The organism is Paraburkholderia caffeinilytica, assembly GCF_003368325.1.
GTDB lineage: Bacteria > Pseudomonadota > Gammaproteobacteria > Burkholderiales > Burkholderiaceae > Paraburkholderia > Paraburkholderia caffeinilytica.
Genome location: NZ_CP031466.1, coordinates 177,854 through 193,332, shown reverse-complemented (window position 1 = coordinate 193,332; position 15,479 = coordinate 177,854). Strand labels below are relative to the sequence as shown.

The 15,479-nt window shown below is 63.8% G+C and carries 17 protein-coding genes; 11 read left to right on the top strand and 6 right to left on the bottom strand.

The genetic code is table 11. The features are described 5' to 3' along the window. Positions 1 to 23 precede the first annotated feature (23 nt). A complete protein-coding gene (locus DSC91_RS00900; RefSeq protein WP_115776398.1) occupies positions 24 to 1,712 on the top strand; it encodes a hypothetical protein in 1,689 nt (562 codons plus the stop codon). Between the two features lie 97 nt (positions 1,713 to 1,809). Here DSC91_RS00900 and DSC91_RS00895 read toward each other — a convergent pair whose 3' ends face one another. Beyond that, the gene (locus tag DSC91_RS00895; protein ID WP_115776397.1) at positions 1,810 to 2,832 is read right to left on the bottom strand and encodes an aldo/keto reductase; all 1,023 of its coding nucleotides are present in this window, start codon (positions 2,830 to 2,832) and stop codon (positions 1,810 to 1,812) included. 112 nt (positions 2,833 to 2,944) lie between these two features. Between DSC91_RS00895 and DSC91_RS00890 the strand changes: the two genes are divergently transcribed. Further along, positions 2,945 to 3,856, top strand: coding sequence for a LysR family transcriptional regulator (locus tag DSC91_RS00890; protein WP_115776396.1), 912 nt, complete (start codon positions 2,945 to 2,947; stop codon positions 3,854 to 3,856). A 90-nt stretch (positions 3,857 to 3,946) separates the two neighbouring features. Here DSC91_RS00890 and DSC91_RS00885 read toward each other — a convergent pair whose 3' ends face one another. Continuing rightward, complete coding sequence (locus DSC91_RS00885) at positions 3,947 to 4,279, bottom strand: DUF2322 family protein (RefSeq protein WP_115776395.1); 333 nt, start codon at positions 4,277 to 4,279, stop codon at positions 3,947 to 3,949. A 219-nt stretch (positions 4,280 to 4,498) separates the two neighbouring features. Between DSC91_RS00885 and DSC91_RS00880 the strand changes: the two genes are divergently transcribed. Continuing rightward, positions 4,499 to 4,960 carry a TerB family tellurite resistance protein gene (locus DSC91_RS00880; protein ID WP_115776394.1) on the top strand — a complete coding sequence of 154 codons (462 nt, stop codon included), beginning with the start codon at positions 4,499 to 4,501 and terminating at the stop codon, positions 4,958 to 4,960. Here DSC91_RS00880 and DSC91_RS00875 read toward each other — a convergent pair. Continuing rightward, positions 4,933 to 5,814 carry a LysR family transcriptional regulator gene (locus DSC91_RS00875; RefSeq protein WP_115776393.1) on the bottom strand — a complete coding sequence of 294 codons (882 nt, stop codon included), beginning with the start codon at positions 5,812 to 5,814 and terminating at the stop codon, positions 4,933 to 4,935. The two genes, DSC91_RS00880 and DSC91_RS00875, sit on opposite strands and share 28 nt — an antisense overlap. Before the next feature lie 120 nt (positions 5,815 to 5,934). Here DSC91_RS00875 and DSC91_RS00870 point away from each other — a divergent pair, with 120 nt between their 5' ends. Beyond that, a complete protein-coding gene (locus tag DSC91_RS00870) occupies positions 5,935 to 6,687 on the top strand; it encodes a TerC family protein (protein ID WP_115779629.1) in 753 nt (250 codons plus the stop codon). Positions 6,688 to 6,826: 139 nt separating this feature from the next. Further along, the gene (locus tag DSC91_RS00865; RefSeq protein ID WP_115776392.1) at positions 6,827 to 7,150 is read left to right on the top strand and encodes a TFIIB-type zinc ribbon-containing protein; all 324 of its coding nucleotides are present in this window, start codon (positions 6,827 to 6,829) and stop codon (positions 7,148 to 7,150) included. Positions 7,151 to 7,240: 90 nt separating this feature from the next. On the opposite strand, the gene DSC91_RS00860 is transcribed toward DSC91_RS00865, so the two are convergent. Continuing rightward, on the bottom strand, positions 7,241 to 8,095 hold the full coding sequence (locus tag DSC91_RS00860; protein WP_115776391.1) for a DUF2182 domain-containing protein: 855 nt from the start codon (positions 8,093 to 8,095) through the stop codon (positions 7,241 to 7,243). Positions 8,096 to 8,103: 8 nt separating this feature from the next. Continuing rightward, on the bottom strand, positions 8,104 to 8,874 hold the full coding sequence (locus DSC91_RS00855) for a DUF899 domain-containing protein (protein ID WP_115776390.1): 771 nt from the start codon (positions 8,872 to 8,874) through the stop codon (positions 8,104 to 8,106). 130 nt (positions 8,875 to 9,004) lie between these two features. Here DSC91_RS00855 and DSC91_RS00850 point away from each other — a divergent pair, with 130 nt between their 5' ends. Together DSC91_RS00850 and DSC91_RS00845 are read left to right on the top strand one after the other, a co-directional pair. Continuing rightward, positions 9,005 to 10,222, top strand: coding sequence for a helix-turn-helix domain-containing protein (locus DSC91_RS00850; protein ID WP_115776389.1), 1,218 nt, complete (start codon positions 9,005 to 9,007; stop codon positions 10,220 to 10,222). Positions 10,223 to 10,235: 13 nt separating this feature from the next. Further along, on the top strand, positions 10,236 to 10,904 hold the full coding sequence (locus DSC91_RS00845) for a Vgb family protein (protein WP_115776388.1): 669 nt from the start codon (positions 10,236 to 10,238) through the stop codon (positions 10,902 to 10,904). 97 nt (positions 10,905 to 11,001) lie between these two features. On the opposite strand, the gene DSC91_RS00840 is transcribed toward DSC91_RS00845, so the two are convergent. Further along, positions 11,002 to 11,901, bottom strand: coding sequence for a LysR family transcriptional regulator (locus DSC91_RS00840; protein ID WP_115776387.1), 900 nt, complete (start codon positions 11,899 to 11,901; stop codon positions 11,002 to 11,004). 118 nt (positions 11,902 to 12,019) lie between these two features. On the opposite strand from DSC91_RS00840, the gene DSC91_RS00835 reads away from it, so the two are divergent. From DSC91_RS00835 to glnQ, 4 genes are all read left to right on the top strand, one after another. Further along, positions 12,020 to 13,003, top strand: a complete 984-nt coding sequence (locus DSC91_RS00835; protein ID WP_115776386.1) for an aldo/keto reductase — start codon at positions 12,020 to 12,022, stop codon at positions 13,001 to 13,003. A gap of 275 nt (positions 13,004 to 13,278) precedes the next feature. Beyond that, the gene (gene glnH, locus DSC91_RS00830) at positions 13,279 to 14,031 is read left to right on the top strand and encodes a glutamine ABC transporter substrate-binding protein GlnH (protein WP_115776385.1); all 753 of its coding nucleotides are present in this window, start codon (positions 13,279 to 13,281) and stop codon (positions 14,029 to 14,031) included. Between the two features lie 64 nt (positions 14,032 to 14,095). After that, a complete protein-coding gene (gene glnP, locus DSC91_RS00825; RefSeq protein WP_115776384.1) occupies positions 14,096 to 14,752 on the top strand; it encodes a glutamine ABC transporter permease GlnP in 657 nt (218 codons plus the stop codon). Then, the gene (gene glnQ, locus DSC91_RS00820; protein ID WP_162831305.1) at positions 14,749 to 15,477 is read left to right on the top strand and encodes a glutamine ABC transporter ATP-binding protein GlnQ; all 729 of its coding nucleotides are present in this window, start codon (positions 14,749 to 14,751) and stop codon (positions 15,475 to 15,477) included. The genes glnP and glnQ overlap by 4 nt, the downstream gene beginning before the upstream one ends. Positions 15,478 to 15,479: the final 2 nt, after the last annotated feature.

Genomic DNA, 15,479 nt, shown 5'->3' with positions numbered 1-15,479 from the left:
CACCTCCCCACCGGAACCTACAGATGAAAACGACTCCCGTCTGCAACGCGACACGCCGCCTGTCATTCCCCCGGCCGGCTTCCACGGTAGCACTGGTGCTCTGCGCCGCGGCCCTCAACGCGCATGCCGAGCAGTCCGATTTTCGCGGTGACAGCCGCTTTGAACCAGGATTACTGGTTGTAAGCCGAAGCGTGTACGACAACCAGTCAAGCAACGTTCAGGTTGGCGCGGTCTTGCCGCCGAATTGCGCGGCCACTCAAGGCGGCTGTAGTGCGGCCACTGGCGCGCCGAACGACGGCACCTATCCGTACGTGTGGAACAACGACGGGTATGACGGCAGCTTCGGCATCACTTCGCGGATCTTTCTCGATCAGTTGACGCCGTCAGGCGAGTGGGTCAGCTCGCTCGAAGTGCCCAACAGTTTGCAGAAAACGCCGCGACATGACCAACTCGTCACCAGCTTCAGCTCCAAATCGGAACTCGGCCTGCACCTTTCGCTCGACGGCCAGTACCTGACCTTCATGGGTTATGTGGCGCCGGTCAATACGTTGGATGTCTCCAATTCGAACACGCCCGGCGTCGTCGACCCCACGAATCCGGTCGGGCAGAGCTTCTATCGGGCAGTCGCCCGCGTCGACCGCGATGGGCACTTCCGCTTCACCGAGACGAACGCCTATAGCGGAAACAACGGACGCTCAGCCATTCTGAACAACCGCAATGGCGAAGATTTCTTCTACACGGCCGGCAACGCGGGTAACGGCGCCAACCCGCAACCGGCCGGCGTGATCGTCGGCGCCGGCGCGCAATTCATCGACGCGACGAAACAGCACGAGGCGCAGCAAGACCCGGGAACACCGACACCGGTCGCAAGCTTTTCCGTCACGGAACTTGGCAAGCCGGCGGACAAGATCGGCAAGGACGATAACTTCCGGGGCATGACCGTCTTCAACAACGTCCTCTATTTTACGAAGGGGAGCGGCAGCAACGGCGTGAACACGGTGTACTTCGTGGATACCACTGGAACAGCCTGCCCGTCCGGCACGGGTGTGCCGGCCGCGAACGCGGCGTTGCCCAGCAAGCCGCTTGCTTACGACGCCGCCACGGTCCAAACCAACGGACTGCCAAACAATATGTGCGTGCTGGCCGGCTTCCCGTCAACGCCCAACAAGACCGCGACGACGCTCTCCTATCCGTTCGGCCTCTGGTTCGCCAACGCGACGACGCTCTATGTCGCGGACGAAGGCGATGGCTACACGGGCGGCGCCGATCTTTACACGCACGCGGCCGCGCAGACTGGCGCGGGTCTGCAGAAGTGGGTGTACAACGCCGGTGCGAAAAAGTGGACGCTCGCCTACACCTTGCAGGCAGGCCTGAACCTCGGGCAGCAATACACGGTGCCCGGGTACCCGACCGGGTCCAATACGGCAACCGGACTGCCATGGGCGCCGGCGACGGATGGGCTGCGCAACCTGACCGGCCGCGTCGAAAACGACGGCACAGTCACGCTCTGGGCAATGACGTCGACCATCAGCGGCAACGGCGACGTGGGCGCCGATCCGAACAAGCTGGTGGCCATTCGCGACCTGCTTGCGAATACGACTGCAGCCGGCGCCACCCGCGAGAAATTCGTCGCATTGCGAAGCGCGGGCTTCGGCGAGGTACTGCGTGGTGTTTCGTTCACGCCGGGTACTGAACAGGACCACCGCTTCTGATCCACCGCTTCTGACGCACTGACAACAGGGTGAGGCCACGCCGCAGGGCATTCAGCGTGGCGTGGCTCACCCGGTTTGCACGAGACCGGATCACGCGTCAGCCCGCGTGGCCGTGACTCCCCTTTTCGCTGTCGAGGTGCGCCATCTGCGCCGCCGCGTAACGCTCACCTGCGGCAGCCCCAATCGGCACTGCCTGTGCAATCGCGGACAGATCTTCCGCGCTGAGCGTTACATCGGCCGCACCGAGTGCTTCGGCAAGACGGTCGCGCCGGCGTGCGCCAACGAGCGGCACGATGTCGCTGCCTTGCGCCGCAACCCACGCAATCGCGATCTGCGCAACCGAGACGCCTTTTGCGTCAGCCACCTTGCGAAGCGCATCCACCAGCGCGAGATTGCGATCGACGTTGTCGCCCTGGAAGCGCGGGCTCATGGCGCGAAAATCGCCTTCCCCCGCGGAGTCCTTGCTCCAGTGGCCGCTGATCAGGCCACGGGACAACACGCCGTACGCCGTCACGCCAATCCCGAGTTCGCGGCACGTCGGCAGAATCTCGTCTTCGATGCCGCGCGAAATCAGCGAATACTCGATCTGCAGATCGCTCACCGGATGCACCGCTGCCGCACGGCGGAGGGTCGTCGCGCCCACTTCGGACAGGCCGACGTACCGCACATAGCCGGCTTTGATCATGTCGGCAATCGCACCGACGGTGTCCTCGATAGGCACGGCGGGATCGAGCCGCGCAGGACGGTAGATGTCGATATGATCGACGCCCAGTCGCTGCAACGTGTAGGCAAGAAAGTTTTTGACCGCCGCGGGACGCGCATCGTTGAGCGACCAGCCGCCTGCCGGGTCGCGCATGGCCCCGAACTTCACGCTGATGATCACCGCGTCGCGGCGCGACGGCGGCGCGCTTTTCAGGGCCTCGCCGATCAGGATTTCGTTGTGGCCAGAGCCGTAGAAGTCGCCGGTATCGAGCAGCGTGACGCCGGCTTCGAGCGCGGCGTGGATCGTCGCGATGCTTTCGGCGCGGTCGGATGGACCGTACATGCCCGACATCCCCATGCAGCCAAGACCGATGGCGGAGCTGTGCGGCCCCGTCTTGCCCAGTTGAAGCTGTTTCATGATGTTCCTCGGTAGGTGCGCCGCAAGAAAGGCGCTTGCCCCGAAGTATCGGCCGATTTTCAGCGTGCGATAATCCACCTCAGTCTGGATGCCCCGTGCGGAATAGCGAACAATGCAGGAGCCTGACCTTTCCGATCTGAAAGCGTTCGTCGCCGTGACACGGGCGCGCGGATTCCGTCATGCCGCACTGACGGGGGGCGTGTCGGCCTCATCGCTCAGCGAAGCGGTTCGAAGGCTCGAACAGCAGCTCGGCGTCCGGCTGCTCAACCGCACAACGCGCAGCGTTACGCCAACGGAAGCAGGGCAGCGTCTCTTCGAGCGGCTCGCGCCGGCATTCGGGGAAATCTCCATCGCCCTGGATGCGGTGAACCTCTTTCGCGAAAGTCCCACTGGCACGCTGAGATTAAACGTTCCGTCGATCGCGGCAAGAGAAATCCTGCCCGCGCTCCTCTCGCGCTTCCTCGCCGCTCATCCTGGCATCACGGTGGACGTCGGCACCAACGACACGTTCATCGATATTCTCGCAGCGGGCTTTGACGCCGGCATCCGTTACGACGAACGCCTCGAACGCGACATGATCGCCGTGCCGATCGGCCCGCGCATTCAACATTTCGTCGCGGCGGCCTCGCCGTCCTATCTCGCGGCCCGTGGCATACCGCAACATCCGGGCGAACTGCTGAACCACGCGTGTATCGGACACCGCTTCGACAGCGGCGTGCTCGCGACATGGGAATTCAAGCGAGGCGACGACGTCGTGCGGATCGAGCCAAACGGACCGATGATCGCCTCCGTGATCGAACTGGAACGAGGCGCGGCCATCGCGGGACTGGGGATCGTCTATTCGTTCGACGAGTTTCTGCGGCCCGCCATAGAGCAAGGCGCGCTCGTACCGGTGCTCGGCGAATGGTGTCAATCCTTCACCGGGCCGTTTCTGTACTACCCGAGCCGGACCCATATGCCGGCTCCGCTCCGAACGTTCGTCGACTTTATTCTTGCCGAGAACGATTCAGGTAGTCATCCGTAGACGAGGGCGTCGAGGTGAACCGGTACGGGTTACAGCGCGGACCGGTGTCATGCGATCCCCACCCTGTCGCGCAGCCGCACGGTAGCGCGCTCAGCCCGCCGCGACGACGTCGATACGCAGCGCTTCCCCACCGGCCGCAATCGCGAGCAGATGGTCGACGTTCGGGTGCGCACCCGGACGGTTGCGCGCGTCGGCCGTGTGCTCGGCGAACACCGCGAGGCCGTGTTCGGCTGCCTTGGCGTCCAGCGTGCCGAAGGCCTGCCGCAGATAGTGATACACCGCCAGCGAGCCCTGCTTGCCTGGTTTGTTCTCGATGCTGGCCACCACGACCCCCTTGCCGTCGAGCAGATCGATACGTTCGATACCGTCGATGGCGGGCAGTTGGGCGAGGTTGTCCTTGAACACGTTGCTCGGTTGAATCACTGAAAACACTCCTTCTATTCGGAAAAATGCGGCGAGCCGTATCTTATCCGATAGGGTGTTTTTCATCGCGCCGAACGACGAGGCCTCACCCAGTTCGTCTCTGACGGTTCGGTTTTTTCGAACCTTCGTTCCCGGATTAGCAGATTTATCCGCTCCATAACCTGACGCAAACTGAGGCTCATCACCACTGCGGACATCGTCCGCGCCAGGAGCCCAAACATGCGAACCTATCCGCGCAACAGTCCTCAAGCCGCCGCACGTATCGTCGCGCTGGCGCTCACATCCGACGGACACGTCAGCAGCTCGGAAGAGCGTGCACTCGAAAGCCTGGATATAGCGGGCCAACTCGGTCTCGCGCCGGAGCAATTTGCGCAGATCGTGCAGGCGCTGTGCGAGGACCAGTCGGTGGCGCACACGCCGTTTGCGCCACCGGTCGGCCAGCTCGGCGCGGCCCTGCTCAACACGTTGCTAGACGAGATCGACGACCCCGCGCTGCGTCGCAAGGTGATGCGCCTGTGTATCGCCGTCGCGATCGCGGACAACTATCTGGCGGATGGCGAAATTGCCTTGCTCGCTGCCGTGTTCAACGCGTGGGGCCCCAAGCCAGACCAGGCTGCAAGCCGGCACATCCCGCTGCCGGACGCGCTGCCCGCTCACGCACGGACGGCGGCCACCACCTGAGAGGCGAGCGCATGATGTTGCCCGCGCCGCGAGCGGATCGCGTGGATCTCTTCGACCACGCCTTCCGCCCGGCCGAGCCAGCGCAGTCCCCGCAGCAGCGCCACGTCCTCCGCGCCCAGTTCCGCGAGCGGAAACACGCCGAGACCGCGCGCGGCGAACACCGCCATCAGCGCGCTGTCTTCGAACTCCCCGACGATCCGCGGCCGGATTCCTGCGGTTTCGAACCACCGGTCGAGCCGCGCGCGCAACGCGCCGTGTCCGGTGGGCAGGAGCACGGGCAGATCGGCCAGGCACTGCGGAAAGCCGGCACGGGCGGACTTGCGGACGATCTCCGCGGGGCCGTACCAGTCTACCGGCGAGCCGACGAGACGCTGGCTCACGACGCGCAGATCCCCATTGTGCGGAGCGGGCTGGCATGCCAGGACGAGATCGAGCCGATGGAGCGCGAGCTCCGACAGCAATTGCGCATGTTCGCCCTCGTGACAGAGCAGCCTGAGCGACGGCGTATCGAGCACCGGCGCGAGCAGCGCGTGTGCGGCGAGCTTTGAGATGCCGTCGGAGAGACCCACGGCGAGCCGCGCAACACGTTCGCCGCCCGCCTCGCGCATCTCGTCGAGCAACGCTTCGCCGATCTGAAAAATCTGCTCGGCACGATTGAAGGCCGTCTCGCCGGCTTCAGTCATCGTGACGCCGCGCCCCGCCGGTTTCAGCAGCTGACGCCCGATCGATTTTTCCAGCTCGCGCACCTGCGCGCTGATCGTCTGAACCGCCATGTCGAGGCGCTCGGCGGCGCGCGCGAAGCCGCCCTCCTTCACGACGATCCAGAAATAGTAGAGATGGCGGTAGTTGAGCATAGCGGCAACATTTCGAAAAAATCGATATATCGCTCAGATTATCACTGATTTATCCGAACCATGAAGACGGCGATGATGACGGCATACCAACGTTACCCGTCTTCATTCGCTCACGAACCCATGGACTCTCTACTCGTACTCGTTGCCGACCCCGCTGCTTGGGCTGCGCTTCTCACGCTGGTCGTGATGGAAATCGTGCTTGGCATCGACAACCTGATCTTTATCTCGATCCTCAGCAACAAGCTGCCGGAAGCACAGCGCGCTCGCGTGCAGCGCATGGGCATCATGCTTGCGCTCGTGCTGCGGCTGGCCCTGCTCGGCACCGTCGCATGGATCGCGCAACTGACCGCGCCCGCCGTGACGCTGTTCGGCCACGCGTTTTCATGGCGCGACCTGATCCTGCTCGGTGGCGGCCTGTTCCTCGTCTGGAAGGCGACGAGCGAAATTCGCCACCACGTCGTCCATGCGGAAGAAGTGCGCGACAAGGCGAGCACGACGGTGCAGTTGACCGCCATGGCGGCGATTGGACAAATCCTCGTGCTCGATATCGTGTTTTCGGTCGACAGCATCATCACGGCGGTCGGGATGACCGAGCACATGCCGATCATGTTCGTTGCCGTGATTGCCGCGGTCACCGTAATGCTGTTCGCCGCCAATCCGTTGTCGCGCTTTATCGATCGCAATCCGACCATCGTCATGCTCGCACTCGGTTTCCTGCTGGTGATCGGCATGACGCTCATCGCGGAAGGCTTTGGTTCGCACGTGCCGAAGGCTTACATCTACGCGGCGATGGCGTTCTCCGCGTTCGTCGAAGCACTGAACATGCTCGTGCGCCGGGCGAATTCGAAGCGTGCCCTTGGCGTGGAGCAATGAGCACCCGTGTTACGCGCCACCCGTGAAAAGAGCAGTTCGACATGTTTGTGCGAGGTCACGCCACCCGATCGTTTTCCCCGCTATCGACGGCGTGCCAGGTTGAACGCTGGAAGTGTTTTTACCCTTGAGGAGCAACGAAATGAAATGTCCCGTTTGCAAGACCACTGACTTGCTGATGACCGAGCGCCGCTCGATCGAAATCGACTACTGCCCGGTCTGCCGAGGCATATGGCTCGATCGCGGCGAACTCGACAAACTGATTGCTCAGGACGCAGGGAGCGACGACACGTCGGCGAGCACCGCAGCACGCACGAGCCGGGACGGCCATCCGGATCGTGACCGTGATCGTGACCGCCATCGCGACCATGCGTACGACAACAACCGCACGTACGACAATCACCGAACGGATTATCGCGGGCACAAGAAGAAGCGCTCGCTTTTCGACATGTTCGATTTCGACTGAACGTGTCCGCGAGTAAGGGAATCAGGCAGCGATCATCACATCAAGGGCGCGTGCTGTTATCAGCCGCGCCCTTTCATTTCCCTCTAAGCCTCATCCCAACCCCACGGCTCGCGCGATCAACAGCACCCCTGCACCGACGACGCCGACCCCAACGATGCGCGCCATCCGCTCGCCACCCGGCGCAAGACGTTCGACGGTAATAGCCGCCTTCACGACCGCCATCACACGCAAATCCATGACGCCGGCTACGAGCAGGACCATCGTCAGGCCGGCACAGCAGTAGCTGCAGTGAAGACCCAGACGCAGGCCGTACCGCCATGCCGTGGCGGCGTCCGCGGGCAATGCGGGCAACCTGGGTAACTTAAGGCAGCGCCCTGGTGTCGCGCGGCAGCAGGCAAGGTGGCGCGCCTTCCACGCAGTGAACTGCAGCGCCCCGGCGCTCAGCACGATCACGCCGACCGCAAGCGGAACGGCGCGCGCCAACGCCGGCATTTCCATCTCGAGCGCCGCCAGCGCGACGCCCAGCGGAAATGCGGCCATGCCCAGCGCGGTCCATACAAAGAAATACCCCACGCCCGCCAGCATCGTCAGCCAGCCCAGGCGCATCTCGCCTGCTGCGCCGACGGCCTCGCGATAGCGCCACAGCATGGGGACGAGAGAGGGCAGCATCATCGCGACCATCATCACGACCCACATGCCGAGGAACGACGCGGCAACAGCGGGCCACGTCTGCCCGCACATCCGCATCCACGCCGCCGACATCGTCCAGCCGCCGGGCATCGGCATCTCGCCCATTGCCGACATGGAGGTGGCGCCCGCGATCGTCAGCGCCGCGCTGACGGCGAAGAGCAGCGCCGAGACGGCGAAGAACGCCCGCTGCGAAACGCGCGCTTCGATCGAGTGTCCCGGCATCTCCCGTCCCCCATTGACGCTGACGTATTCCATGATCCGCCTCAGCGCGTTTCGTACTCGTCATGACGCTTCCACCAGACGCCCGTCTCGTTGCGCCCCCTGGGCTCGCGGTCGAGCCACTGGTACATGCCCCAGATGCCGTCGACGCCCCGCGCATAGGTGGAATACGTGTGATAAACAACGCCGTCCTCGAGGACGAACGCGCTCAAGCCCGGCCTGTCTCGCGTGAACGTCGCCGCGTCGGTTCCGCAAGTGGCCGCGAACTGGGCGACGGGTTCCGGGACGACCTGTGTTTCGTCCATCGCGTGGCCGCCGCGCGCGTAGTTGTATTCGATGCGCCCTTCACGCTGTTGCGCCTCGGTGAACGCAATGTTGAAGTCGAAGTTGAAGTCGCTGCCCGCCGATGACGCCCAGGGGAACGTCCACCCCATCCGGCGCTGATACGCCTGCAGCTTCTCGAGCGGCGCCCGCGACACGGCCGACAGCGTGACGTCGTGATTCGCCAGATGAACGGCGATGCCGTCGAACCCATCGGCGATCGACGAGCACGACGGGCAGCCCGCCTTGTAGTCCGGCCCGAACATGAAGTGGTACACGAGGAGCTGGGAGCGTCCTTCGAACAGGTCTGCCAGCGAGGCGCTTCCCGCCGCGGTTTCGAACCGGTACGCCTTGTCGATTCGCACCCAGGGCAGCGCCTGCCGTTGCTGCGCCAGCGCGTCGCTCTGCCGCGTGAGCGCCTTCTCCGCCTTGAGCAGCTCGAGCCGCGCCGCCAGCCACTGTTCGCGCGTTCCGATCGTATGTGTCGTGCTCATGTTTCCCTCCTTTGAAGTGCTTCGTCGATCGTTCAGTTGTCGATACGACGTATGGGTTGGTGGTCGTGCTAGATTAGTCACGGGCACCCGGACGGTGGGAGTGACAAGTGTGGCGGGATTCGAATCGACCATGGACTCGCTAGTGACGGCTGCGGCGCGGGCGCTCGCCGCCGGCGACCCGCTCGGCGCGCTGAACCGGGTCGCCTTGCGCGACGACGCGCCGGCGCTCGCGCTGCGGGGCATCGCGATGGCGCAGCTCGGCGATCTCGTTCGGGCGAAAGCGCTGGTGCGCAGCGCGGCACGCGCCTTCGGTCCGAAAGAGCCTGTGGCCCGCGCGAGGTGCGTGGTCGCCGAGGCCGAAATCGCGCTCGCCTCGCGCGATCTCACCTGGCCTGCGAAGGCGCTCGACGCCGCGCGGGCGACGCTCGAAGCTCACGGCGACCGGTTGAACGCCGCGCATGCGCGGTATCTCGACGTCCGGCGCCTCCTCCTGATCGGGCGCCTCGACGAGGCCGAGCGCCTGCTCGCCCAACTCGATCCCGCGCCCTTCCCGCCCGCCTTGCGCGCCGCGCACGAGCTGGTCGTCGCGGGGATCGCACTGCGCCGTCTCCAGACCAACGCAGCGCGTGCTGCCCTCGCGGGCGCTGAGCGCGCCGCGCGTCACGCCGGCATCCCGTCGCTGACGGCGGAGGTCGAAAGCGCACGCCTTTTGCTGGACACACCCGCGGCCCGTCTGATTGCACAGGGCGAAGAGCGGCTGCTCCTGCTTGAGGAGGTTGAAGCGCTACTGGCGTCGAAGGCGCTCGTCGTGGACGCGTGCCGTTATGTCGTACGTGAAGCAAACATCGTGGTCCCGCTCGCGAGGCGTCCCGTGTTGTTCTCGCTCGCCCGCGCATTGGCCGAAGCGTGGCCCGACGACGTATCGAGGGACACACTCATCGCACGGGCATTCCGGACGAAGCACGCCGATGAATCGCATCGCGCGCGGCTGCGCGTCGAAATGGGACGGCTGCGCGCGTTGCTTGGGCCGCTGGCCGGCGTGAGCGCGACGAAGCGCGGCTTCGCGCTGGTGCCGCACGGCGCGCGCGAGGTCGTCGTGCTCGCGCGGCCGGTTGAAGAACCGCATGCGATGGTGCTCGCCTTCCTCGCCGACGGCGAGTCGTGGTCGAGCTCGGCGCTCGCAATCGCGTTGGACGCCAGCCAGCGCACCATGCAGCGGGCGCTCGACTCGCTGGCGGCAGCCGGCAAGGTGCAGTCGTTCGGCCGCGGGCGGGCGCGACGCTGGATGACGCCGCCCCTACCCGGATTCACGACGACTTTGTTACTCCCCGCTCCCCTAACCGAGTGATTAGGATCGAAACATGAATAAATCAGCCGCCAAAATCGAGCGTGAATACGGGCCCTTTCCGGGTGTCAACAATGTGGGCGGAGTCACGTACGACGGCCAGCGCGTCTGGATTGCTGCCGGAGACAAGCTGAACGCCTTCGATCCGGCGAGCGGAGAAACGCTGCGCTCGTTCGACGTCGCGGCGCAGGCAGGAACGGCCTTCGACGGCCAGCACCTGTATCAGATCGCCAATGACCTTATCCAGAAGATCGATCCGGATACCGGCCGCGTGCTGGGTACGATCCCGGCGCCCGGCGGTGGCGGCGACTCAGGGCTTGCGTGGGCCGAGGGGACGCTGTGGGTGGGGCGCTATCGCGACCGGAAGATCCATCAGATCGATCCCCAAACCGGGGCGATTCTGCGCACCATCGAGTCCAACCGCTTCGTCACCGGGGTCACCTGGAGCGATGGAGAGCTCTGGCACGGCACCTGGGAAGATGACGCGAGCGAGTTGCGACGCGTCGATCCGGGTACGGGAGAAGTGCTGGAGAGCCTGGAAATGCCGCCCGGCCTGATCGTGTCGGGGCTCGAAGCCGATGGTGGCGATCAGTTCTTCTGCGGCGGCGGAAACAGCGGGAAGGTGCGAGTCGTACGCCGGCCCGCGCGAGGCGCCGAGCGTCCCGTCGAGACTGCGAACGAGTAAGCGCCACGAATGCGTGAGCCGAGTCGTTGAGGCGGGCAGTCATGACGAAACAGAAATCAAAGGCCCCGGACGACAAGCCTGCTGAAGCCCCGCCGGCTTACCCCCTGCTCGCCCAGTCGCGCACCGCTTGCGCGAACAATCTCAGCGCGGTCGGCGGATGGCGGTTTGCGGGGTAATACAAGGACAGGCCGGGAAAGGTCGGACTCCATTCAGGCAGCACATGGATCAGCCGGCCCGACTCCAGGTGCTCCGATACATGATCCTCCGGAACCCAGGCAATGCCGATTCCGGCCAGGGCGGCCTCGATCATCAGGTTGAGATTGCCGAGCGTCATCGGTCCAGCAACATCGATGCTGGCGCTCTTGCCTCGATATTCGAGATCCCACCGGTAAAGCGCGCCGCTATCGAAGCGGAAGCGGATGCAGCGGTGCTGCATCAGATCGTGCGGCGCTTTCGGCGGCACATGATGCGCAAGATAGTCCGGCGAGGCCACCGCGGCGAAACGCATGTCGCCCCCGAACCGGACGGCGATCATATCGCGCGGCACGTCGTTATAGACGCGTATGCCCGCATCGAAACCATCGGCCACGATGTCCACGAGCCGCGTGTCCACGACGAATTCGACGTGAATGTCCGGATACGCCGTCAGGAAGTCAGGCAGCACATGGCGGATCAGCGGCCTCGCCGACGCCTCCGACGCACTGATCCGGATCGAGCCCGACGGCCGGTCGTGTTCCGACGCGACCTGATTCACTGCCTCTTCCAGATCCGCGATGGCGGGCCGCACCCGCCGCAGGAGCTGCTCGCCCGCCTCGGTGAGCGCGACGGATCGCGTCGTGCGGTTCAGCAGCCGCACGGCCAGCCGCGCCTCCAGACCCCGCATCGAATGGCTCAGCGCCGAGGGCGAAACCCCCAATATGCGCGCCGCCGCGCGGAAACTTCGCTGGTCGGCGATGGCGACGAATGCGGTTAGCTCGGACAGCCCGGCGCGCGCCATAGATGAATTTTCCTCAATGCCTTGTGCAATTTTAGCCAGATTGTTGAGCCACGCACAACATCATAAGATCGTTGGCATTCATCGACCACAATCGATCACGCACGAAAGGAGCATGGACATGCAACATCGCAAGCTTGGAAACAGCGGTCTCGACGTATCGGCGATCGGCCTCGGCTGCATGGGTTTGAGCTATGGCTATGGCCCCGCGACCGAAAAGTCCGAAGGTATCAAACTGATCCGGGCCGCTGTCGAACAGGGCGTGACGTTCTTCGACACCGCCGAAGCCTATGGACCGTTCTTTAACGAGGAACTCGTCGGCGAGGCGCTCGCGCCGTTTCGCGATCAGGTGGTGATCGCCACCAAGTTCGGTTTCAAGGACGGCGACGTGAGCCAGGGCCTGGACAGCCGGCCCGAGCGCATTCGCGCGGTCGCCGAAGCCTCGCTGAAGCGTCTGAAAACCGATCGCATCGACCTGTTCTATCAGCACCGCGTCGACCCGAACGTGCCGATCGAAGACGTCGCCGGCGCGGTCAAGGAGCTGATCCAGCAAGGCAAGGTCAAGCACTTCGGTCTCTCCGAAGCGGGCGCGAAGTCGATCCGGCGCGCCCACGCGGTGCAGCCCGTGGCGGCCCTGCAGAGCGAGTATTCGATGTGGTGGCGCGAGCCGGAAGAATCGGTGCTCCCGACGCTTGCGGAACTGGGCATCGGCTTCGTGCCGTTCAGCCCGCTCGGCAAGGGTTTCCTCACCGGCGCGATCGACGCGAACACCGCGTTCGACAAAACCGATTTCCGCAATATCGTGCCGCGCTTCTCGGAAGAAAACCGCAAGGCCAATGCGGGTCTCGTCGAGGTGCTGGGCCGGATCGCCGACGGCAAAGGCGCCACCCGCGCACAGATCGCCCTGGCCTGGTTGCTGGCGCAGAAGCCGTGGATCGTGCCGATTCCGGGCACCACCAAGCTGCATCGGCTGACAGAGAACGTCGGTGCCGCGGCCGTCGAACTGTCGGCTGACGATTCGTCCGCCATCGAAGCCGCCCTCCAAGCGATCAAGGTGGTCGGCGACCGCTACCCGGCCCATCTGCAGCAGCGCGTGGATCGCTAATGCGCCTCGCGCCCGGCATGCCGGGCGCTGCCTGACACGGGGATTTGACGCAACGCCCGGATCGACACGGCAAACAGGAAACAACAAACGTTGTCGATTCAGGGTTTTCATCAACGAAAATAGCTGTTGCCAAACTTTTTGTTGTCGTAGTATCCGTCTTGACAACACATGTTGTCGCATAGACGGGCTGTGCATCGCATGTTGCGACGCCGCCCGGTGTCCGTCAGCCGTCCCTTGACTCTGTCAGGGGCATTGCCCACCACCGCGGAGAAATTATGGGACGTCGCTCCTTCCTCATGTCTATGGTTGCTGTCGCCATGCTCGGCACAACCTTCGCCCACGCCGACACCAAAGAACTCGTTGTCGGCACCGACACCTCGTTCATGCCCTTCGAATTCAAGCAGGGCGACAAGTACGTCGGCTTCGATCTCGACCTGTGGGCGGAGATCGCGAAAGATCAGGGCTGGAAATACAAGATTCAGCCGATGGATTTCAGCGGGCTGATCCCGGCCCTGCAAACGCAGAACATCGACGTCGCGCTCTCGGGCATGACGATCAAGGAAGAACGCAAGAAGGCGATCGATTTCTCCGACCCGTACTATGACAGCGGCCTCGCCGCGATGGTGCAAACCGGCAACACCAGCATCAAATCCATCGACGACCTGAATGGCAAGGTCATCGCCGCCAAAACCGGCACGGCCACCATCGACTGGATCAAGGCGCACCTGAAGCCTAAGGAGATCCGCCAGTTCCCGAACATCGACCAGGCCTATCTCGCGCTGGAGGCGGGCCGCGTGGACGCCGCCATGCACGACACGCCGAATGTGCTCTATTTCGTCAGCACCGCGGGCAAAGGCAAGGTGCAGGTCGCCGGCACGCCGGTCACGGGCGACAAATACGGTATCGGTTTCCCGAAGGGCAGCCCGCTGGTCGCGAAGGTCAATGAAGAGTTGACCAAGATGAAGGCCGACGGCCGCTACGCGACGCTGTACAAGAAGTGGTTCGGTTCGGAGCCGCCCAAGTCGTAATCGTCATCGGCAGGACGCGCAGCGAGGCCCGCTGCGCGAGAGACGACTCAACCAGGAGCGGTGTGTGGAATTCGATTGGTCAGTTATCTGGACTGCACTTCCAGACTTGATGGCCGGCGTGAAATTGACGGTGTTCATCGCGTTCGTGGGACTGGCCGGCGGATTTACCGTCGGCGTCATCGCCGGCATGTTCCGCGCATACGGTCCCCTCGCGCTGAACGTCATCGCGCAGGTCTACATTGAACTCATTCGCGGCACGCCGATTGTGGTTCAGGTGATGTTCCTTTACTTCGCGCTGCCTCTGCTCGCGCACATCAGGATCGACGGGCTTACCGCCGCCATCATCGCGATCACCGTGAACTCGGGTGCGTACCTTGCCGAGGTCGTGCGCGGCGCCTTGCTGTCCATTCCGAAGGGCTTGATGGAAGCCGGCCTCGCAATGGGATTGTCGATGCCGCGCGTGCTGCTGAAAATCGTCGGGCCGCTGGCGTTCCGCCGGCTGATTCCGCCGCTGGGCAATCAGTGCATCGTGAGTCTGAAGGATACGTCGCTGTTCATCGTCATCGGGGTGGGCGAACTGACGCGCCAGGGCCAGGAAATCATTGCCGGAAATTTTCGCGCGGTTGAAATCTGGTCGGCCGTCGCAGTGATCTATCTGGTCCTCACCGGTGTGATGACGCTGTCGTTGCGTCTCGTTGAAAGAAGGATGCGGATACTATGAGCATGGTCGAATTCCAAAGCGTCTCGAAGAGCTTCGGCCACGTGCCCGTGCTCAAGAACATCGATCTTCGTATCGAGAACGGCGAGGTGGTGGTGATCGTCGGACCTTCGGGTTCGGGCAAATCCACCCTGCTGCGTTGCATCAACGCGCTCGAAAAAATCAGCGGCGGCGAATTGCTTGTCGATGGCTTGAGCGTCAAAGGCAATGCGTCGGACATCCGCGGCATTCGCCTCGAAGCCGGCATGGTGTTTCAGCAGTTCAACCTGTTTCCGCAGATGACCGCGCTCGAAAACGTCATGTTCGGCCCCATCGAGGTCCGCGGCGCAACGCGCGCCGAAGCGCGCGATCAGGCGATGGCGCTACTCGACAAGGTCGGTCTCGAATCGCGGGCCAATCACTATCCGTCGGAGTTGTCCGGCGGACAGCAGCAGCGCGTGGCCATCGCCCGTGCGTTGGCGATCAAACCGAAGCTGATGCTGTTCGACGAGCCGACGTCCGCGCTCGATCCCGAACTTCGCCACGAAGTCCTCAAGGTCATGCAAGACCTCGCGATGGAAGGCATGACGATGATCGTGGTGACGCACGAGATCGGCTTCGCGAAGCGGGTGGGCACACGCCTGCTGTTCATGGACAACGGCGGAATCGCGGAAGACGGCGACCCGGCGATGCTCATCGACAATCCGCCCACGCAACGCTTGCGGGACTTCTTGAAACACGTGGCGTAAGC